The sequence below is a fragment of the Arthrobacter sp. UYCu723 genome (genome assembly GCF_054059215.1).
The window spans coordinates 4,287,314-4,307,927 of the sequence record NZ_JBSSBW010000001.1 but is presented as its reverse complement, the minus strand read 5'-3'; the positions used below and the strand labels follow the sequence as shown (position 1 = coordinate 4,307,927).

Genomic DNA, 20,614 nt, shown 5'->3' with positions numbered 1-20,614 from the left:
AGGGGCAACAACTGCCGGTTCGGTGGGGGATCAGCTCGGCGGTGAGATCAGTGGCTCAGCGTGCCGTCGTTGGCCTCGACGCCGTTCGGTTCCAGGTTGATCATCGGGGAGCTCTTCTCCAGGTACCAGAAGGTCGCCAGACCCAGCGCGCAGCCGAGGAACCAGCTGTAGTTGCCGATCCAGGTGGCGTTTACGTCGGTGGCGCCGGAATCCAGCAGCACCTTGGGGATCAGGACCGAAGCGATCGAGATGGCGCCGCTGATGGCCACGGCCTTGACCGCGTTGGGGTTGTAGCCGTTCCGGAACCAGTACTTTCCGGTGGTCTTCATGGTGTACATGTCCTCCACCCACACCTTCTGCTTGCCCACAAGGTAGTACCCGGCGATCAGGATGCCGAACAGCGGGCCGATCAGGGCGCCCAGCACTCCGAGGGTGTAGTGGATGGCGTCGTTGTTGGAGTACCAGTTCCACGGGGTCAGGATGACAGAGCCGACGGCGGCGATCATGCCGCCCATGCGCCAGCTGATCTTCTGCGGGCTGACGTTGGAGAAATCGAAAGCCGGCGAGATGAAGTTGGCCACGATGTTGATGCCCACGGTGGCGATGACGAAGGTCATCCCGCCCAGCAGCACCGCGAACACCGAGTCGATCTCCTGGACCGTCTTCACCGGGTCCGTGATGAGGTGCCCGAACACCGGGATGGTGGCCGACGCGGTGATGACGGTCAGCAGGGAGAAGAACAGGAAGTTGACTGGCAGGCCGAGCAGGTTTCCCTTCTTGACCGCCTTGAAGCTCTTGCCGTAGCGGGCGAAGTCGCCGAAGTTGAGCATGGGGCCGGAGAAGTAGGACACCACAAGGGCGATCGCCGAGATCATGACCGGGATGGAGGCACCAAAGTCGAGTGGTTCACCGGCGGACAGGTTGAGGCTGATGTTGCCGATGCCGGCCTTGGAGACCAGGTAGATGGCCAGTACAAGCATCACAACGTAGACGGCGGGGCCGGCGAAGTCGATGAACTTGCGGATGCTTTCCATGCCGTTCCAGAAGAGCGCGGCCTGGGCCACCCAGAGGATGCCGTAGCAGATCCAGCCCAACGCAGACAGGCCCAGGAATCCGTATTGCTGGACGTCGTAGAGCGGCGCCATGGCCGGGAAGAACTTGAGGAACACGATCACGAGGGCTTCGGAGGCCAGGAAGGTCTGCACCCCGTACCAGGCGACGGCAATCAGGCCGCGGATGATGGCGGGGATGTTGGCGCCCTTGACGCCGAAGACTGCGCGGTTGATCACAGGATACGGAACGCCCGTCTGCTGGCTGGGCTTGGCCACGAGATTGCAGAAAACCTGCACGATCACGATGCCCACCAGCAGCGCCACGAGCACCTGCCAGCTGGCCAGGCCAAGGGCGAAAAGACTGCCCGCCGTGACGTAGCCGCCGATGCTGTGCACGTCCGACATCCAGAAGGCGAACAGGTTGTAGCTACTCCAACGCTGGTTCTTCAGCGGTTCCAGGTCCTCGTTGCTCAGCCGTGGATCACGTTCGACGGCTGTGCTGACGACGGCAGTCTGCCTCACGGCGCTGGCTTGAATCTCGCCCATGATTTTCCTCACTTCGGTTCGCGTCCACGGCCGGTCCAGCCGTTTCATGACCCTAAATGAATGGAACGTGTGTTTCAAGACTTTTTCGGCGGCGAGAAATTCTGGTTCAGGGTTTCGAATTTGACTCGGGGCTTAGCCTTGATCCACCGATGTTGATTGGGGCTACGTCGGCGTTTTAAACCGAGAATGGCCGCCTTTTCAAGGAAAATGAAGTTTGTCTAGAACTCATTTTTCACCGAAAAGAGGCCATCTCGTAGATGCAAGTTTCCCACAAACCATCCGCGGTGTCGGTTTCCTTTGACGAGCCCAATCTCGTGTCGGCTGCCGGGCTGCTGCCGGTCATGACGCTGGCCCGGGACGCCGGGCTGCACGAGCTCGCCCAGGACTGGCTGACGGTGCCGACGGATAAGGGCGCGAACGCCGGGCTGAAAGTCGCTTCCCTGGTCGCCGGGATGGTCGCCGGGGCAGACTCGATTGATGACATGACCCTGTTGCGCCACGGCGGGATGAAGCGGCTCTTCACCGCCTGCTACGCGCCCTCGACCCTGGGCTCGTTCCTGCGGTCCTTCACGTTCGGGCACGTGCGCCAACTGGACGCTGTCGCCTCCCGTTTCCTGGCCGGCCTGGGGACCCGGGCCCCGCTGCTCGGGAGCCCCGGGGCGGAGGACTTCGTGTTCGTCGATGTTGACGACACGATCATCGAGGTCCACGGCTACGCCAAGCAGGGTTCCGGCTACGGGTACTCCGGGGTCCGCGGCCTGAACGCCCTGCTGGCCACGGTCTCCACCAAAGACACCGCCCCGGTAATCGCGGCCCAGCGGCTGCGCAAGGGCGCGGCGAACTCGGCCCGCGGAGCCAAACGCCTGATCACCGATGCCCTGTCCACGCTCAAAGGCCTCCAGACCGGAGGGCAGAGTCGCGGGCGGGTGCTCTGCCGGTTCGATTCGGCCTTCTATGGCCATGCAGCGGTTTCCGCCGCGCTGGCCGGCGGGGCCGAGGTCTCGGTGACCGTGCGCATGGACCCGGCCGTCAAACGGGCTATCGCCGGGATCCCGGAGACGGCATGGGAAATGATCGAATACACCGACGCGGTCTTCGACGAGACCACCAACACCTGGGTCTCGAAGGCTGAGGTCGCCGAAACCGTGTTCACCGCGTTCTCCTCCCGGAAAAAGGCCGAGCAGGTCACCGGCCGGCTGGTGGTGCGCCGCATCCCGGAACTGAACAAGAAAGCCAGCGACGGACAACCCACCTTGTTTGAAACCCATCGGCACCACGCGTTCTTCACCACCGTGGACGCCAAGGTTCTGGACACTGTCGCCGCGGACCAAACCCACCGCAAACACGCTCAGATCGAGCAGGTGAACGCCGATCTGAAGGACAGTGCGCTGGCTCATATGCCCTCAGGTGTTTTCGCGGCGAACTCCGCCTGGCTGGTTGCCGCGGTCATGGCCTATAACCTCACCCGCGCCGCCGGGCTCCTCGCCGCAGGCCCCTTCGGCAAGGCCCGGACCGGCACGATCCGCCGCAAACTCATCCACGTCCCGGCCCGCATCGCCACCAGCGCCCGGAAAATCCGGCTTCATCTCCCCGAAGCCTGGCCCTGGCAAACAGCATGGCAGGGCCTCTTCGAGCACCTCTACCCGCCGCCACAACCGGCCTGAACCCACACCAACCAGCCACACGGCGCAACCAGGACCACCAGTGGAACACCCCGACAGCGAGGCCGGATGATCCACCATGCCCAAACACCTCACCGCAGCCAGCCCGGAATTACGCCCGGGACCGGCTGCCGATCGGTGGATCAAGGCTTAGGCTTCGATCTCTCCCAGTGCGTCGAAGACGCCCGTGATTTTCCTGATGCGGTCCCGTCCCGGCCGGCCCCGCTCGGCGAGCACCCCGTTGGCCAGGACACTCATGAGGCTCATCGCGCAGGCGTAGCTATCGAACGCTGCACTTCCCTCCACCGGGCATTCAATCCACGTTGAGGCCCCTGCAGCGAGCCAACGGGCGCTTGGATCGCCGATCAGGATTGTGGTTGCGCCGGTGGCCGTCGCGGCTTTGAGGACGTTATGGAAACCGTTGGGCCGACGGCGGAAGCCAAGCAGGACGACGACGTCGCCTTCTCCCAGCCCCGCGAGTTCTTCCCCCACGCTTTGCCCTGGCTGGGGCGCCAGATTGACCGCGGCACGGCACTGGACGAGTTGTTGCCTGAGGTGCAAAGCTACGGGGAAGCTGTTGCGGAAGCCGATCAGGAGGACATTCCGGGCGTCGGCCAGCTGCTGGGTAGCCTTCCGAAGCCGCGCGTCGTCGAGCGTCTCGAAGAGCCGCTGCAGGTTCTGCTGCTCCACTGCCAGGTGCAGCGGCAGGCCGCCGTCGGCATCCTGGGTGGCGAGCGGCACCCCGCTGGATCTCAAGGACCTGGTGTGTTCCTTGACCTCGTTGAAATCGGCGAATCCCAGGCGGCGGAAGAGCCTGCTCATGGTGGCCTTGGAGACGCCGCTCAGCTGGGCGAGTTCGGCGGCGTTGTACACGGCCAGGTCGCCCAGACGATCCAGCAAGGTGTCGGCGGCCTTCTGTTCCTGGGGCCCCAGCTCCGGATAGTGCCGTTCGATTCGTTCATCGATCCTCATGAAACAACCGTCTCACGCCGGGACCGGTGGAAAACACATTGGCGGCGCCCCGCCGCAGTACAAAGGCGCCGGACCCATGGTCCGGCGCCTTTGTGATCCAAGGGACGACGACGGCGTCAGTGGCCGTCCATCGTCAGTGCTCCATGGCTGCCTTGAGCGGCACTTCCTTGCCGTCGGCGTCGATCAGCTTGCCGTTCTCGAAGCGGTCGCCGTGTGCGAGGCAGGCGATGTCCGTCTCGCTGACAACACGGGCCGTGCCGGCCACGAACACCGACTGGTTGTCCGAGTTGCCCGCCTTGAAGTGGTTGAAGAGCACGTTCAGCACGATCGCCATGAGAGCGGCCGAGCTGATGCCCGAGTGGAAGATGGTGGAGAACCAGGCCGGGAACTGGTTGTAGAACGCCGGGGCGGCAATCGGAATCATGCCGAAGCCGATGGACGCTGCCACGATGATCAGGTTCATGTTGTTGCGGTATTCCACCTTGGACAGCGTCCGGATGCCGCTGGCAGCCACCGTTCCAAAGAGTACGACGCCGGCGCCGCCCAGGACGGGTGTCGGCACCGCTGCGACAACGCGGCCAAGCACGGGCAGCAGGCCCAGGACCACCAGGATGAGGCCGCCGGCACTGACCACGAAGCGGCTCTTGATCCCGGTGATGGCCACCAGACCGACGTTCTGGGCGAAGGCGCTCTGGGTGAAGGAGTTGAAGATGGGGGAGATCGCACTGGAGAGCATGTCCGCGCGGAGGCCGTCACCGATGCGGCGGGAGTCCACCTTGGTGTCGACGATCTCGCCGACGGCGATGATGTCAGCGGAGGTCTCGGTAAGCGTGACCAGGATGACGATCAGCATGGAGATGATCGAGGCAATCTCAAAGGTGGGCATGCCGAACGCGAAAGGAGTGGGGAAGGCCAGGATGTCTCCCTGGCCCACTTTGGAGAAGTCTGCCATGCCGGCGACGAGGGCGATGACGGTGCCAACCACCATGGCGAGCAGGATGGACAGGCGCGAGATTGCGGCGTTGCCGACCTTGCTGAGCAGCAGAACCACCACAAACGTGGCTGCGGCCAGGCCGATGTTGGCCATGCTCCCGTAGTTGGGCGCCTTCGCGTTGCCGCCCATGGCCCAGTTGGCCGCGACGGGCATGAGGGTCAGGCCGATGGTGGTGATGACCGTTCCGGTGACCACCGGCGGGAAGAACCTGATGATCTTGGAGAAGAGCGGCGTGATGGCCAGCCCGATCAGCGATGCCACCATGACCGATCCGAAGACCGCCTGGATGCCTCCGCCGCCGTTGACGATCGCCACCATGGTGGAGACCCCGGCGAACGAGACGCCCTGGACCAGCGGGAGCTGCGATCCGAAGAACGGGATGCCGACGGTCTGCAGGATCGTGGCGAGGCCGCCGACGAACAGACACGCGGCGATCAGCAGGCCGATGTCCTGGGGCTTCATTCCTGCAGCGGCCCCGATGATGAGCGGCGGGGCGATGATGCCGCCGTACATGGTCAGGACGTGCTGGAACCCGTAGGCGAACGTGCTTCCGATCGAGAGTCGCTTGTCCTCGGGGCGGGTAGAGGGCTGGCGGCTTGCCCTGGCTTCCGAAGTGCGGGATTTTTTCTTAATGTTCATGGCAGACTTTCTTGGTTCATGGCAGACGCCTTCGTCTGGCTAACAATGTCTGGCTAACAATTTGAGGCTTTTGGGTACTTTGAGGGTGCCCCGGAGTTGCTGCGCCTGTGGGTGCAGCAACTCCGGGGTGTTGCGGTGTTGATTTATTCGAGGATGCGGCGGTCTAGCAGAAACCGGCGATGCCGCTCCAGGCGATGTCCGCCGGGGTGGCGTCATCACGCTGGACGGTGGCCTCGATCAGGCCATAGGGGCGGTCCGCAGCGAAGAAGACCTCGTTCGGGTTGTCGAGGCCGAACGGCGAGAGGTCCACCAGGAAGTGATGCTTGTTGGGCATGGAGAACTTGATTTCGTCGATCTCCGTGTGTGCTTCGAGGACCTTGGTGCCCATGTCGAACAGGGTCTGCTGCAGGGCGTGGGAGTAGTTCTCTGTGAAGCCTTCGAGCAGGAGGCCCTTGACGTCTTCGTAGCTCTTGTTGAAGTCCAGCGAGCTGAAGTCAGTGCCGGCGTTGAAGCGCCAGCGCGCCGTGACGTCGGTGGCCAGGATGCGGTCCGTGGTCTCCGGGAGAGTGGTGTACTTGTCCTTGGGGTAGCCCACGAAGCCGGACTGGGTGGACTTCAGGACAGTAAGGTCGGTCAGCCCGGAGATGACGTGGGTGGCTGCGCCGTCCCGGACCACCACCGCGGTGCGGACTTCCTGGCCGCTGCGGACGAACGAGTGATTGTGCGCGCTGCCGTGGGCCTGGATCCGGTCCCAGCTATAGGACTCGGCTTCCCAGCGGCCGCCGGTCACCCAGTCAAAGCTGGACGTGAAGTGCTCGCCGAGACGCAGCAGGAAGGCTTCGGGAGACCCGATACCTTCCCGGGCGAAGGCGTAGACGGTGTTCTTCTGGGTGTCCGTGGCCACCACGTGGGCGTTATCGCCTTCGAGGTGGGCGGCGGCGAAATCGCCGCGCAGCTGCGAGGTGACGTTCAGGTCTTCGATCTCGTGGCGCTCCGTGTCGCGGGTGATCTTGACGACGCGGACCTCCGCTTTGCCGTACTGGTTGTGTCCAAGGACGATCTTGTTGCTCATGGTAGGTTCCCAACTTCCGGTATGTGGAATCAAACTCCCACATAGAAATTTCGTACGCGTTCCGCGTGCGTTTTCTTTTACCGTCGACCCAACAAAAAATGAGCCGACGTCGATTGACGCCAGCTCATTACGACCCTGCCTGCTGCTCCCAGGTTACGTGACCTGCGCCACGAGTTGTGTTAAAGCGTAGCGCGGGAATCCGGTGGTGTACATCACATTTCTGAAAAATCCGATTGTGACTGACGCGGAGCCTGTGCCGGCGCCCGCTCCAGAACAGACCCTTGACGACGCCAGCACAGGCGAACTATGATTTCCACACAACAATATTTCTTTTCCGCATAGCGAAAATATACACTGCGAAAAGATTCACTCCGAAAATTTGAAGTACCCGCGAAAGTCCAGATGAGGAGGATCAGATGACCCCGCAGGAGCAGGAACATGTCACGCCGGCCCGAGCCGCAGCACCAGCCCAGGAGTTCTACCTCCCCATCGGCGGCGGGACGGACCCGGACTTCTTCATCCCGGCCGACCGCGGGCATGGCCCCGGTCCGTTCTCGCGCTGGATGCACCGCCTCCCGCTTGTGGGCCGGCTGCGTTCCTAGGGCGCACCCCTTCCTGGCGTGACCCCTGGCGCGACACCGGAGCGGCGCGGGGTCACTTTGAGCCCATCCCACCGGGTTGGGCTCAAAGTGACACCGCGTTGCTTTGGTTACCCGGAGATCAGTTTCCTGGCCGCGGCCGAGTGTTCCGCGATCAGCCCGGCAACATCGAGGCCCGGGATCTGGCCATCCACGACGCGCCACGCCCCGCCCACCATGACCCGGTCGGCGCGGTCGGCAGCGCACAGGAGCAGCGCAGCAATGGGATCGTGGCTTCCGGAGAACCGCAAGTCATCGAGTTTGAACAGGGCCAGATCCGCCTGCATCCCCGGTGCCAGCTGGCCAAGATCTGGCCGGCCCAGCACGGCGGCGGAGCCGCGTGTTGCCCAGCCCAGCGCCCGCTCCACCGGGACCTGCGCCCCGTAGCGCAGCCGCTGCAGGTACAGCGCCTGCCGTGCCTCGAGGATCATGTTGGAGGCATCGTTCGACGCCGATCCGTCCACTCCCAGCCCCACCGGCACGCCTGCATCCTCCAGCTCCAGGATCCGCGCGGTGCCGGATCCCAGCCGCATGTTTGAGGTGGGGCAATGTGCGACGGCGGTGCCGGCGGCTCCCAGCCGGGCGATCTCGTCATCGCTGAAGTGAATGCCGTGGCCCAGCCAGGTCCGGTCCGTCAGCCAGCCGACGCTCTCCAGATAGTCCACGGTGCGCAGCCCGAACATTTCCCGGCAGAAATCTTCCTCGTCCAGGGTCTCGGCGAGGTGGGTGTGCAGCCTGACGTCCAGACGCCCTGCCATCAAAGCGCTCTCGGCCATGATCTCCTTGGTCACGGAAAAAGGCGAGCACGGGGCCAGTGCAATCTGGATCGTGGCCCCGTCGCCGCGCTCGTGGTATTCGCCGATCAGCCTCTCGCTGTCCGCCAGAATCACCTCAGGCGCCTGCACTGTGGACTGCGGCGGCAGGCCGCCGTCGTCCTCTCCCAGGGTCATGGAACCGCGGGTGAGTGTTGCCCGCATTCCCAGTCTGCGGACCGCCTCCACCTCGATGTCGATGGCATCTTCCATGCCGTCCGGGAAGAGGTAGTGGTGGTCAGCGGCGGTGGTGCAGCCGGACAACAGAAGTTCGGCCAGGGCCACCGTGGTGGCCAGCTCGAGACCGCGCGGCGTGAGCCTGGCCCACACGGGGTACAGGTTCTGCAGCCAGGGGAACAGCGGCGCGTTGGCCACCGGCCCCCAGGCCCGGGTGAGCGTCTGGTAAAAGTGGTGGTGGGTGTTGATCAGGCCGGGGAGCAGGACGTGATTTCCGGCGTCGAACGTCTCCTCACAGGGTGCGGAAGGCCGCTGTCCGGCGGCCAGCACCTCCGCTATTTTGCCGCCGCTGACCACGATGCCGCCCGAGGCGTCGAGGCCATTCGCGGTGAATGCCGCCTGTGGATTTCTGATCCAGAGCCGGGTTGCGGAGCGATGCGGATGAGTGGGGGCCATGTCTGGTTCCTTGTCTGATGGTTCCGGGTCTGCTCGTTCCGGTGACCCGGTGGCAAATGTTCCAGCTCAGTGAGGCCCTGTCTGCTGATCCAGGTTGGCCGGCACTGCGAACAGCGGCGGCCCGGGATCAGCGTAAGGTAGCCGGCAAATGCCCGTCAACGCCCGCGGAATGCGACCATGCGGAAAATCAGATTTCATACTGCGGTATTAAAATTCCAGAAAACTATGGCGCGCGCCACATCCCGGTGCTAGTCTCGATCTTGCCAAAGGCGGGCACCCGGACTCCGGGGAAGCTATCTACCAGGCGCAACTTAACCTTCAAAAGCACATGCTGAAGCCTGGTAACCGTCGCATCTGGCCCTTCCGTCTCACCTCGGTATACCGGCTTCCCAGCAAAGGGAGTCGCATCATGAGCAGCACCGTCACGGCCGAACACTTTCTGGCCAGATCCATCCAGTTGGCCACGGCCAACGTCCTGAACAGCGGCGGGCCGTTCGGCGCCGTCGTTGTCACCGCGGACGGTCAAGCGTTCGACGGCGTCAACCGCGTCACCGCTACGAACGATCCCACGGCCCACGCCGAGGTCACGGCCATCCGGCGGGCCTGCGCCGAACTCGCAACGTTCGACCTGCGCGGATCCACCCTCTACAGCAGCTGCGAGCCATGCCCCATGTGCCTTGCTTCCGCGCTCTGGGCCCGCATTGACCGCGTGGTTTTCGCCGCAGACCGGCACGACGCCGCTTCGGTAGGCTTCGACGACGCCGTCTTCTACGAGTACTTCGAGAACGAGAACCGGGATGTCCTGATGCCGGTGTCCAAGCTGGAGCTGGGTGATCCCCAGGCCCCCGCAGTACTGGAACCGTTCAACACCTGGAACACGCTCGACTCCAGGATTGACTACTAGGGCCGGTGGCTGACATGACAATCCTCGATCAGTCCCACGAAGGACCGCAACCGGCAATGAAGCCGGCCCCCAACGCCGCAGCCCACGCCAAGCGACAGGCCCGCAACACCCGGCCACCGGCGTCGAACGCTTTCCTGGACCGCTTCTTCCAGATCACCGAGCGTGGTTCAACACTTGCCCGCGAATTCCGCGGCGGCCTGGTCACGTTCTTCACCATGGCCTACATCGTCATCCTGAATCCGCTGATCCTGGGCGGCTTCAGCGCGGACAACGCCCCCACCGATGTGGCCGGTGGCTGGCTGTCGGCCGCGCAGGTCGGCGCGGTCACCGGACTCACCGCCGGTGTGATGACCATTCTTTTCGGGCTGGTGGCCAATCTGCCGTTCGGCCTGGCAGCGGGGCTGGGCATCAACTCCTTCCTCGCGGTCTCAGTGATCCACGAGGTCACGTGGCCCGAGGCCATGGGCCTGGTGGTCGTCAACGGCATCCTGATCGTCCTGTTCGGCATCACCGGAGCCCGGACCGCGATTTTCCGGGCCGTCCCCAAGGAACTCAAGGCTGCCATCACCGTGGGCATCGGCCTGTTTATCGCATTCATCGGCTTTGTGGATTCCGGCTTCGTCCGTGCCACCAAGGGCGGCCCGCCGGTGCAGCTCGGCAATGACGGCTCCATTACGTCGATCCCGACTCTCGTCTTTGTTGTGGGCCTGCTGGCCATGGGCATCCTCGTGGCACGCAAGGTCCAGGGCGGTCTGCTGATCGGCATCGTGGCCACCACCGTGCTGGCAGCTGTTGTGGAAGCCATCCTGCACATCGGTCCTTCGAGCGCCACCAACCCCGGCGGCTGGCACCTGAACACGCCCGTGCTGTCGGGCCAGCTGGTCTCCGCACCGGATCTGGGCCTCGTGGGTCAGTTCGACATGTTCGGCGCCTTCGGCCGGATCGGCGGACTCGCGGCAACCATGCTGGTGTTCACACTGGTGTTCACGAACTTCTTCGACGCCATGGGTACCATGACCGGCCTCGCCAAGAGCGCCGGCCTGGCGCACAAGGACGGCACCTTCCCGCGGCTGAAATCCGCATTCATCGTTGAGGGCTTCGGTGCAATTGCCGGCGGGGCCACCTCGGGATCCTCGAACACCGTATATATCGATTCCGCGGCAGGCATCGGCGAAGGTGCCCGCACCGGGCTGGCCTCCGTGGTCACCGGTGTCCTGTTCCTTGGCTCCATGTTCCTTACCCCGCTCACCAGCGTGGTTCCGCTGGAAGTGGCCGCCGCCGCCCTGGTGGTGGTGGGCGCCATGATGATGGCACAGATCCGCGAGATCAAGTTCACCAAGTTTGCCGTAGCCCTGCCGGCATTCCTGACCATCGTCACGATGCCGCTGAGCTACTCGATCGCCAACGGCATCGGCGTCGGCTTTGTCTCCTGGTCAATCATCGGGGCAGCGTCCGGCAAGGCCAAGAAGATCCATCCGCTGATGTGGGTGGTGAGCGTGGGATTCCTGGTGTACTTCGCGCGCGGACCGATCAGCCTGCTGCTGGGCGGTTAGCCCGGTTCTCCGGGACGGAGTGCGGGCCCGGCGTGCGGCGGCCGGATCCGCTCAGGACGCGGGCAGGAGCGTGAAGCCTGCCCGCGTCCATCACGCTGAAACGAAATTGACACGGGAAACCGAATTGACGCAGGTGCCACCCCTGCTGATGCTTCCCACTGCTCACGATAGGAACGAGAATATGGGCACGAGAGCACTCGGCCCGGACCTGGAAATCCGGCTGAAGAGTCAGAAGGACTGCCTCCCTGAAACCAGGGACAGGACCCCGCGGGAAAGGGCTGTGCCGCCATGCTGGACCTGATGCCTTCACTGAACGAATGGCGCCCCGCGGATTCCGGGCAGCAGTGCGCCGTGGCCACCATCGTTTCGGCGAGCGGGTCCGTGCCGCGGCCGTTGGGCACGTCCATGGTGGTGTCCGAATCCGGCGAGGTGCTGGGCAGCTTGTCCGGCGGCTGTGTTGAAGGCGCCGTGGTGGGGGCGGCGCTGGAAGCCATGCGCGACGGCGGTTCGCGCCTTGAAACTTTCGGGTACAGCGCCGAGGACGCATTCGCCGTCGGACTCAGCTGCGGGGGAGAGATTGTTGTGCACATCCAGCCACTCGGGTCCCGCTCCGGCGCCCTGCAGCTGGGGGCGCTCCGGGGTTTCCCGGCCAACGCTGACGGCGCGCTGGCGCTGATCCGGAGGGTGGATGCGCACGGCGGAGGCGCCATGGTAGTTCCCGATCCGGCCGCCTTTTCCGCGGCGCACTCCACCGAACTCGCGGCGCTGCTGGGACTCAGCGTGCACGGCGACGCTTCCGCAATGTTGGCTGCAGCGGCTCAGCTTGAACCCCTCCTGCGGGGAGGGGACACGGGCCTGGTGTGGCTGGCGCCTGCGGATGGTTGCGCCAGCCGGGTAGTTGGCATGGGGGAGCCGGATGCGGTGGCCCCGGTGTTCACCCTGCCGCACACCGAGCCCGTCACGTTACTGGTGGAAAGCCGTCTGCCGCCTGCGCGCCTGCTGGTTTTCGGCGCCAACGACTTCGGCGCCGCGTTGCTTCCCGCCGCGAAGCTGTTGGGCTACCGCGTGACCCTGTGCGATGCCCGGCCAGCCTTCGCGGCGCAGCAGCGGTTCAGTGTGGCAGACGAGGTGGTCACCGACTGGCCACACCGCTACCTTGCCGCCGAAGCTGCGGCCGGCCGGGTGGACGGCAGATCCGTGGTATGCGTCCTCACCCACGACCCCAAGTTCGACGTCCCCTTGCTCAGGACCGCCCTCGGCCTGGAGCTGGCGTACGTGGGGGCCATGGGATCCCGGCGGAGCCACCGCCAGCGGGTCGACTCGCTGCTCGAAGCGGGGGTTGTGCCGGAGCGGCTGGCACGGCTGCATTCGCCGATCGGCCTTGATCTCGGAGCCGTCACCCCCGCTGAAGTCGCCGTCTCCATCACGGCCGAGCTGATAGCCGGCCGCAACCAGAGGGCCGGCGGTTCACCTTCCGCCGCCTGCGCTCCGCTGAAAGACGGGAGCGGCCCCATCCACCGCTCCGCCGGACGCAGCACCGCTGCCAAGCACAAAGAAGCCAAGCGCAAAGAAGCCGGGCACTCAGAAGCCGGGCACTCAGAAACAGCACATCAGGAGATCGCATGGACATGAACACCATTGAGGCCGTTGTCCCCACCGCGGACCCGGCCGAATGGCGCGACGGCGATGCCTGGCTCGCCGGCGGCACGGTCCTGTTCTCCTACGGCAGCTACGCGTTCGGCCAGCAACCGCTGAAGCGCCTGCTGGACCTGGGCTCCACCGGATGGCCTGCCGTCACGGTCACCGGGGAGGGCCTCGAGCTCGCGGCAACGTGCACCGTCGCGGAACTGTATGCAATCCCGGATGATCCCGGGCTAGGGATTTACACCGGATCCTGGCCCGCCCTTGCCCTCATCCGCCCCTGCTGCGACTCGTTCGTGGCCTCCTTCAAGGTCTGGAACATGTCCACCGTCGGCGGCAACCTCTGCACCGCACTGCCCGCCGGACCCATGATTTCACTGTGCGCCGCGCTGGACGGCCGGGCCACCGTCCTGGGCCCGGGCGGCGCCAGCCGCACTGTTCCGGTGACGGAGTTCGTGACGGGGGACGGGCGGAACGCACTGGCTCCCGGCGAGCTGCTGCGCAGCGTGCACCTTCCGGCGTCGGCCCTCGCCTCGCGGGCGGCGTTCCGCCGGCTCTCCCTCAGCAACCTGGGACGGTCCGGGGTGCTGCTGATCGGAAGGCTCGACGCCGACGGAAACCTGACGCTCACCGTCACCGCAGCGACCAAGCGGCCGATTCAGCTGCGGTTCGATGCGCAACCGGACGCCGCCGCATTGGCCTCTGCCCTCGATACCGCGATCCCGGAGGCGCTCTATCACGACGACATCCACGGGCTCCCTGCCTGGCGGCGGGACATGACGTACCGGCTGGCCGAAGAAATCCGCGCCGAACTTTCAGCCCCGGCCGGCGACACGCCTCTGCACGTTTCCGGCGACTTCTGGCCTCCGCAGGCATCAATCCCTCAGGCTCCTGCCCTGAATTCGTTTGTGAATCCGACCCTGAATGCGTCCCCGGCCGCATCCCCGAAGGAAAGGGCCTGAGCATGGCCATCGAAATCAACGGCGCCCCGGCCCAGGCCGAACCCCGCCCGGGCCAATGCCTGCGCACGTTCCTGCGGGAGCAGGGCAACTTCGGCGTCAAAAAGGGCTGCGACGGCGGCGACTGCGGGGCGTGCACCGTCCACGTGGACGGCACCCCTGTGCACAGCTGCATCTATCCGGCCGTCCGGGCGGAAGGCCATGCCGTCACCACCGTGGAGGGACTGGCCAACACTGAAGCAGCCGCCGGTGCCGACCTCCATCCGATGCAGCAGCAGTTCCTGGACCGGCAAGGCTTCCAGTGCGGTTTCTGCACCGCGGGCATGGTGATGACGGTGGCCACCTTCGATGACGAACAGATGGCGAACCTGCCGCGGAACCTCAAGGGGAATCTGTGCCGCTGCACCGGCTACCGGGCTATCGAGGACGCCGTCTGCGGGGACTCCGTCTGCGGTCGTGAAGGGCACGGCGATTCCAGCCACCCGGACCCCAGGGGGCCGGGATCCAGGATCGTGGGTGGTGGGCAGCCCGATCCGCGTCCCGGCCAGCTCGGCGACGACGTCCAGGCTCCCGCCAGCCGGGCGATCGTCACCGGCACGGCGCGCTACACGCTCGACGTTCCCGCGGACGAGCTCCCCGGGCTTCTTCATCTGAAGCTGCTGCGCTCGCCGCACGCCCACGCCCGGGTGGTCTCCATCGACGCAACGGCTGCCCTGCAGATTCCCGGAGTGGAAGCCGTCTTCACCCACGAGGATGCCCCGGCTCAGCTCTTCTCCACGGCCCAGCACGAGCTCTACACGGACGACCCGGACGATACCCGCGTGCTGGATAACGTGGTGCGGTTCATCGGACAGCGGGTTGCCGCCGTCGTCGCCCAATCCGTGAGCGCAGCGGAAGCCGGCGTCCGCGCGCTGGCCGTTGAGTACGAGGTGCTGGACGCCGTCTTCACGCCGGAAGAGGCCCTGCGGCCCGGAGCCCCGGCCATTCACGGGGACAAGGATGCGGCAATGGCGCGCATCGGCCGGCCGGAGCGGAACGTCGTGGCGGAGCTGCATTCCGAGCTGGGGGACGTGGCCGCCGGCTTTGCCGGGTCGGATTTCGTCCACGAGCAGACGTACCGTACCCAGCGCGTGCAGCATGTGGCGCTGGAGACGCACGCCTCCATCGCGTCGATCGACGACGACGGCCGGCTGCAGGTCCGTACCTCCAGCCAGGTGCCGTTCCTGGTCCGCCGGACGCTGTGCAGGGTTTTTGGGCTGTCCGAGAACCAGGTCCACGTTGTGGCCGGCAGGGTTGGCGGCGGCTTCGGCGGCAAACAGGAGGTGCTCACAGAGGACATCGTGGCGCTCGCCGCGTTGAAACTGCGCCGTCCCGTGCAGCTGGAGTTCACCCGGACCGAACAGTTCACGGCGGCCACCACGCGGCATCCGTTCACCATCCGGCTCAAGGCCGGTGCCAGCCGGGACGGCCGGCTCACTGCCCTGCAGCTGGACGTGCTGACCAACACCGGCGCCTACGGCAACCACGCTGTGGGAGTGATGTTCCACGGCTGCGGCGAATCCCTGAGTGTGTATAAATGTGCCAACAAAAAGGTGGACGCCCATGCCGTCTACACCAACACTGTGCCGTCCGGGGCCTTCCGTGGCTACGGGCTGAGTCAGATGATCTTTGCCATCGAGTCAGCCATCGATGAGCTGGCTGCCGGACTCGGCCTTGACCCGATGGAGTTCCGGCGCCGCAACATGGTCCGCGAAGGCGATGACATGCTGTCCACGCATCCGGAACCCGAGGAGGACGTGCACTACGGCAGCTACGGGCTGGACCAGTGCCTGCGGCTCGTCGCGGACGCCCTGGACCGGGGCCGCGAACGCTACCGCGCGGCAGGTCTGGACGACCTTGGCCCGGACTGGGTCACCGGGGAGGGCTCGGCGCTGTCCATGATCGACACCGTCCCGCCGCGAGGTCATTTCGCCCATTCGAAGCTCCGGCTCCTGCCGGACGGCACGTATGCGGCCGACGTCGGGACCGCCGAATTCGGCAACGGCACCACCACGGTGCACGCCCAGCTCGCGGCGACGGCCCTGGCCACGACGGCCGGCCGGATCCGTGTCCGGCAGTCGGACACGGATCTGGTCGAGCACGATACCGGAGCCTTCGGCTCCGCCGGTACCGTGGTGGCCGGTAAGGCCACACTCGCTGCCGCCGAGGAACTTGCGGTGCGGATCCGGGCGTTCGCCGCCGGCGTCCGCAAGATCCAGGCTTCCGGCTGCACGCTGGACGGCGACGCGGTCCTCTGCGAGGGGACCAGGGTGCCGCTGCCCGAAATCCATGACGCCGCCGCCCGCGCCGGCGTCGAACTCGCCGCCGAAGGGCGCTGGGGCGGGACGCCGCGTTCGGTGGCGTTCAACGTCCACGGTTTCCGGGTGGCCGTGAACACCGGGACGGGCGAGCTGCGGATCCTGCAGAGCGTCCAGGCTGCCGACGCCGGGGTGGTGGTCAACCCGCGGCAGTGCCGCGGGCAGATCGAAGGCGGCATCGCGCAGGCGCTGGGCGCCGCGCTGTATGAGGAGGTCAGGGTGGACGACGGCGGACGGGTCACCACGGACATCCTCCGGCAGTACCACATCCCGTCCTTCGCGGACGTGCCGCGCAGCGAGGTGTACTTCGCCGATACCAGCGACAAACTGGGCCCGCTGGGTGCGAAGTCCATGAGCGAAAGCCCGTTCAATCCGGTGGCGCCGGCACTGGCCAACGCCATCCGCAACGCCACGGGGGTCCGGTTCGCGGAGCTGCCGATCGCCCGGGACAAGATCTATCTGGGCCTGAAGGAGGCAGGGCTGGTCCGCTCCCGCTAAGGTGCTGCTGTCCCGGCAGGGATTCTTTGTGGGGCAGACAACGGGCTGCCTGGGGGTCGACCCAACCGTTTGTGACAGGCCGTGATCCGGCGATCCTTGACTGAGGCGTGACCCAGGTCATACCGTGATTTCACTACTCGATATCCATCTTCCGCATTGTGGAATAAATGCAATGACGCTCCTGCCGGTAGTTTCCGGCATGGATCCCAATGCGGAATGCATGGAAGACATCTTCAAGAAGCGAGATCACGATGCAGATGACCCCGTTGACCGAGGTCGACCCGGCTACCGAGACCGCAGTTGACTTGACCAAAGCAGCCCACCCCTCCATGGGTGTGGACGCGCTTTGCGATGCAGCCAGCGCCGCCTCCGGCCGAACGATCAGCCCCACCCTTTACAACATCGACCTTGCCCCGACGAGGCGGGAAGGTCGCCGCTGGACCAGTTACAGCATTTTCACCCTCTGGGCCAACGACGTCCACAGCCTCGGAAACTACGCCTTTGCCATCGGACTCTTCGCCCTCGGGCTGGGCGGCTGGCAGATCCTTCTCGCCCTGGGAGTCGGAGCCGTCCTCCTGTTTGCGCTTCTCAGCCTCTCCGGCTTCATGGGCGTAAAGACCGGCGTCCCGTTCCCTGTCATGAGCCGGATCAGCTTCGGCATCAGGGGAGCCCAGATCGCCAGCCTCCTGCGCGGGGCAGTGGCCGTGGCATGGTTCGGCATCCAGACCTACCTGGCGTCGGTTGTGCTCCGCGTCATGCTCGTGGCCATGGTTCCCTCGCTGCGGGAGCTGGACGCCGACTCCATCCTCGGCCTCTCCACGTTGGGCTGGGCCTCGTTCGTGTCCCTGTGGATCGTGCAGCTGGTCATCGTCAGTTTCGGCATGGAAATGATCCGCAAGTACGAGGCCTTCGCCGGGCCCATCATCCTGGTGACCATGGCGGCAATCGCCATCTGGATCTTCGTGGAAGCCGGGGGCTCCATCGCCTGGGCCGCGGACAACGCCCTCGAAGGCGCCGAAATGTGGCGCACCATCTTTGCCGGCGGTGCGCTGTGGGTGGCCATTTACGGAACGTTCGTGTTGAACTTCTGTGACTTCACCCGGTCCGCTGTTTCCAAGAAGGCCGTGGTGCGCGGCAACTTCTGGGGCATCCCCATCAACATGCTCCTCTTCGGCGCGATCGTGGTGGTGATGGCCGGTGGCCAGTTCAAGATCAACGGCACGGTCATCCAGAGCCCGTCGGATATTGTCCAGACCATCCCGAACACGCTGTTCCTTGTCCTGGCCTGCCTTGCGCTGTTGATCCTGACCGTCGCCGTGAACCTGATGGCCAACTTTGTGGCCCCCGTCTATGCCCTGACCAACCTCTTCCCGAAGCACCTGAATTTCCGCAAGGCGGCCTGGGTCAGCGGCACGATCGGCCTCATCATCCTGCCGTGGAACCTGTACAACAACCCGCTGGTGATCGTGTACTTCCTGGGTGGACTCGGAGCGCTGCTCGGCCCGCTGTTCGGCGTCGTGATGGCCGATTACTGGCTGCTGCGCCGCGGCAAAGTCAACGTGATTGAGCTCTACACCGAGGACCCGGCGGGAGCCTACTACTACAAGAAGGGCGTCAACCCCCGGGCGATCATCGCCATGGTGCCTGCCGCCTGCGTCGCGCTGCTGATCGCCTTTGTTCCGGCGCTGGAAGCCGCCGCCCCATTCGCGTGGTTCGTCGCGGCCGGCATCGCCGCAGTGGTCTACTACGTCGTCTCGGACCGGTCCCAGCGGCTCGACGACGTCGACGGCGAGGCAATCGCCGTCGCCAGCACGCACTGACCTACCCGTCCCGAAATACGTGTCCCGAAAGGGCAAGCACCATGCGCATCCTTGTAGCCAACGTCAACACCACGCAGTCCATGACCGACTCCATTGCCGCGCAGGCACGCCAGGTTGCGCTTCCGGATACGGAGATCGTGGGACTCACTCCGCGCTTCGGCGCGGACTCCTGCGAGGGAAGCTTTGAAAGTTACCTCGCGGCGATCGCCGTTATGGACAAGGTCCTGTCCTATCCGGAGCCGTTCGATGCAGTGATCCAGGCCGGCTATGGCGAGCACGGCCGCGAAGGGCTCCAGGAGCTCCTCGACGTTCCGGTGGTGGACATCACCGAGGCGGCCGCGAGCACCGCGATGTTCCTGGGCCACAAGTACTCCGTGATCACCACCCTGGACCGTGCCGTTCCGCTGATCGAGGACCGGCTGAAGCTGGCCGGCCTCGACGCCCGGTGCGCCTCGGTCCGGGCCAGTGGAATGGCGGTCCTGGAACTGGAGGAGGAGCCGGAGCGCGCAGTGGAAGCCATCATCGAACAGGCGCTGCTGGCTGTCCGCGAGGACAAGGCGGAAGTCATTGTCCTTGGGTGCGGCGGCATGGCCGGTCTGGACGAGGAGATCCGGAAGCGTGCCGGCGTCCCCGTGGTGGACGGTGTGGCGGCTGCCGTCACCATCGCTGAAGCGCTGGTCCGGCTGCGGCTGAGCACCTCAAAGGTCCGGACCTATGCCACCCCGCGCCCCAAGACGGTCATCGGCTGGCCGCTGGCTGCTGCCCCCGCACCGGCCACCCCGTGAGCCGGACCTAACGGTTCCCGACGGCGTCGAGCGGCTTTCGTGTCCACCCTCCCACTGGGGAGGGTGGACATGCTCTTTGGCAGGGCACCCGGCCACGATTTCAGGCACACACCGGATGCTGGAAGGAGCGCCCTGAATGGCCGATCCAGCGATCCGGGCCTTCGTCGATCGGCTGGCGTCCGTGGAGACCGGGCCGGGTGCCACAACTTCTTTGATTCTGCCGTTGCCGGAAATGCCCAGCGCCGCCGGAACCTGGAGCTCTATCTGCAGGAAATGCTGGACTGGCGCCCGAAGGTGCTGCTGCTCGGCGAAGCGCCCGGTTTCCGGGGCATGGGCATCACCGTGATTCCCTTCACCAACCGCTCCATTCTCGAAGGCCCCGCCAACGAGTTTGGGTTGTTCGGGCCGGGGAAGGGCTACGTGCTTCCGCCCGGGTCCGAAGACATAGAGCGTCGGAACCGACGGCCACCGTGATGTGGCAGGTCCTGGCGGAGCTTGACTTCCTGCCGCTGCTGTGGAACGCCTGCCCCTTCCACACCCATGCCCCCGGGAACTCTTCGATATCCGGACGGTGGTGGCGGTGGAAAACGTGGCGCACCGGAGCCTGCAGAGAACCGGCCTGGCGGCGCCGAAAATCAGGCATCCCGCTCACGGCGGCAGGGCCGGGTTCAAGCCCGGCCTGCAGGAGCTGTTGGCCCCCGGCCTGGAGCATTAGGCCGCGGCCCCGGACGCGGGCGAACCGGCGGGGCGGCTAAGCTTGACCCTAATCGAGGAGGTGCAGCTGTTCGGGGGAGTCGAGGTCCTCGCCGCCGGAGAGGTCGCTGCAGTCCACGAAGACGATCGGTCCCGGGTGGGCCCGGAGGAAAAGCGCGCTCCGGCGTCGCCCGTTGCCCTGGCGCGGACCGTTGCCGCGTCCGCGCCGGGCACCGTCACGACTTCCCGGCAGCCGCCCGCGAGCAGCACGTCTGCCAGCACTTCAACGAGTGTGCGGCCGTGGAACCGGAGCAAGGCCTTGGGCCCGAGCCCCAGCCGCGCCCCGGCGCCGGCAGCAAGGAGCACCGCCGTCGTGCGTCATGCT

Annotated in this window: 15 protein-coding genes and 1 pseudogene; 10 read left to right on the top strand and 6 right to left on the bottom strand. The window is 65.6% G+C overall.

What is annotated here, in order from left to right:
* Positions 1–47: 47 nt before the first annotated feature.
* Positions 48–1,598, bottom strand: a complete 1,551-nt coding sequence (locus ACVWZ8_RS20085) for an NCS1 family nucleobase:cation symporter-1 (protein ID WP_426977485.1) — start codon at positions 1,596–1,598, stop codon at positions 48–50.
* Between the two features lie 257 nt (positions 1,599–1,855).
* On the opposite strand from ACVWZ8_RS20085, the gene ACVWZ8_RS20080 reads away from it, so the two are divergent.
* Positions 1,856–3,262, top strand: a complete 1,407-nt coding sequence (locus tag ACVWZ8_RS20080) for an IS1380 family transposase (RefSeq protein WP_456503408.1) — start codon at positions 1,856–1,858, stop codon at positions 3,260–3,262.
* Positions 3,263–3,409: 147 nt separating this feature from the next.
* On the opposite strand, the gene ACVWZ8_RS20075 is transcribed toward ACVWZ8_RS20080, so the two are convergent.
* The 3 genes from ACVWZ8_RS20075 to pucL all read right to left on the bottom strand — a co-directional run bounded on the left by ACVWZ8_RS20075 (position 3,410) and on the right by pucL (position 6,936).
* A complete protein-coding gene (locus tag ACVWZ8_RS20075) occupies positions 3,410–4,231 on the bottom strand; it encodes a MurR/RpiR family transcriptional regulator (RefSeq protein WP_426977487.1) in 822 nt (273 codons plus the stop codon).
* A 133-nt stretch (positions 4,232–4,364) separates the two neighbouring features.
* Complete coding sequence (locus ACVWZ8_RS20070) at positions 4,365–5,864, bottom strand: nucleobase:cation symporter-2 family protein (RefSeq protein WP_456505614.1); 1,500 nt, start codon at positions 5,862–5,864, stop codon at positions 4,365–4,367.
* Positions 5,865–6,027: 163 nt separating this feature from the next.
* Positions 6,028–6,936: a factor-independent urate hydroxylase gene (gene pucL, locus ACVWZ8_RS20065; protein ID WP_426977491.1), complete on the bottom strand. Its 909-nt coding sequence runs from the start codon at positions 6,934–6,936 to the stop codon at positions 6,028–6,030.
* A gap of 416 nt (positions 6,937–7,352) precedes the next feature.
* Here pucL and ACVWZ8_RS20060 point away from each other — a divergent pair, with 416 nt between their 5' ends.
* Positions 7,353–7,538, top strand: a complete 186-nt coding sequence (locus ACVWZ8_RS20060; RefSeq protein ID WP_426977492.1) for a hypothetical protein — start codon at positions 7,353–7,355, stop codon at positions 7,536–7,538.
* 107 nt (positions 7,539–7,645) lie between these two features.
* Here ACVWZ8_RS20060 and ACVWZ8_RS20055 read toward each other — a convergent pair whose 3' ends face one another.
* A complete protein-coding gene (locus tag ACVWZ8_RS20055; RefSeq protein WP_456505613.1) occupies positions 7,646–9,019 on the bottom strand; it encodes an 8-oxoguanine deaminase in 1,374 nt (457 codons plus the stop codon).
* A gap of 409 nt (positions 9,020–9,428) precedes the next feature.
* Here ACVWZ8_RS20055 and ACVWZ8_RS20050 point away from each other — a divergent pair, with 409 nt between their 5' ends.
* From ACVWZ8_RS20050 to ACVWZ8_RS20015, 8 genes and pseudogenes are all read left to right on the top strand, one after another.
* Entirely contained in the window at positions 9,429–9,923 is a 495-nt protein-coding gene (locus ACVWZ8_RS20050; RefSeq protein ID WP_456505612.1) for a nucleoside deaminase, read from the top strand.
* Positions 9,924–9,937: 14 nt separating this feature from the next.
* Positions 9,938–11,476: an NCS2 family permease gene (locus tag ACVWZ8_RS20045; RefSeq protein WP_456505611.1), complete on the top strand. Its 1,539-nt coding sequence runs from the start codon at positions 9,938–9,940 to the stop codon at positions 11,474–11,476.
* A 288-nt stretch (positions 11,477–11,764) separates the two neighbouring features.
* Positions 11,765–13,108 carry an XdhC family protein gene (locus ACVWZ8_RS20040; RefSeq protein WP_456505610.1) on the top strand — a complete coding sequence of 448 codons (1,344 nt, stop codon included), beginning with the start codon at positions 11,765–11,767 and terminating at the stop codon, positions 13,106–13,108.
* Positions 13,099–14,079, top strand: coding sequence for an FAD binding domain-containing protein (locus ACVWZ8_RS20035; protein WP_456505609.1), 981 nt, complete (start codon positions 13,099–13,101; stop codon positions 14,077–14,079). The genes ACVWZ8_RS20040 and ACVWZ8_RS20035 overlap by 10 nt, the downstream gene beginning before the upstream one ends.
* 2 nt (positions 14,080–14,081) lie before the next feature.
* Complete coding sequence (locus tag ACVWZ8_RS20030) at positions 14,082–16,931, top strand: molybdopterin-dependent oxidoreductase (protein WP_456505608.1); 2,850 nt, start codon at positions 14,082–14,084, stop codon at positions 16,929–16,931.
* A 257-nt stretch (positions 16,932–17,188) separates the two neighbouring features.
* Positions 17,189–18,751 (top strand): NCS1 family nucleobase:cation symporter-1, encoded by a 1,563-nt coding sequence (locus ACVWZ8_RS20025; protein ID WP_456505988.1) that lies wholly within the window; start codon positions 17,189–17,191, stop codon positions 18,749–18,751.
* A 41-nt stretch (positions 18,752–18,792) separates the two neighbouring features.
* Entirely contained in the window at positions 18,793–19,536 is a 744-nt protein-coding gene (locus ACVWZ8_RS20020; RefSeq protein ID WP_426977505.1) for an aspartate/glutamate racemase family protein, read from the top strand.
* Positions 19,537–19,672: 136 nt separating this feature from the next.
* A pseudogene (locus ACVWZ8_RS20015) lies at positions 19,673–20,251 on the top strand (uracil-DNA glycosylase).
* Here the strand turns inward: ACVWZ8_RS20015 and ACVWZ8_RS20010 are convergent.
* On the bottom strand, positions 20,248–20,595 hold the full coding sequence (locus ACVWZ8_RS20010; protein WP_426977507.1) for an NTP transferase domain-containing protein: 348 nt from the start codon (positions 20,593–20,595) through the stop codon (positions 20,248–20,250). The pseudogene ACVWZ8_RS20015 and the gene ACVWZ8_RS20010 overlap by 4 nt on opposite strands.
* Positions 20,596–20,614 lie beyond the last annotated feature (19 nt).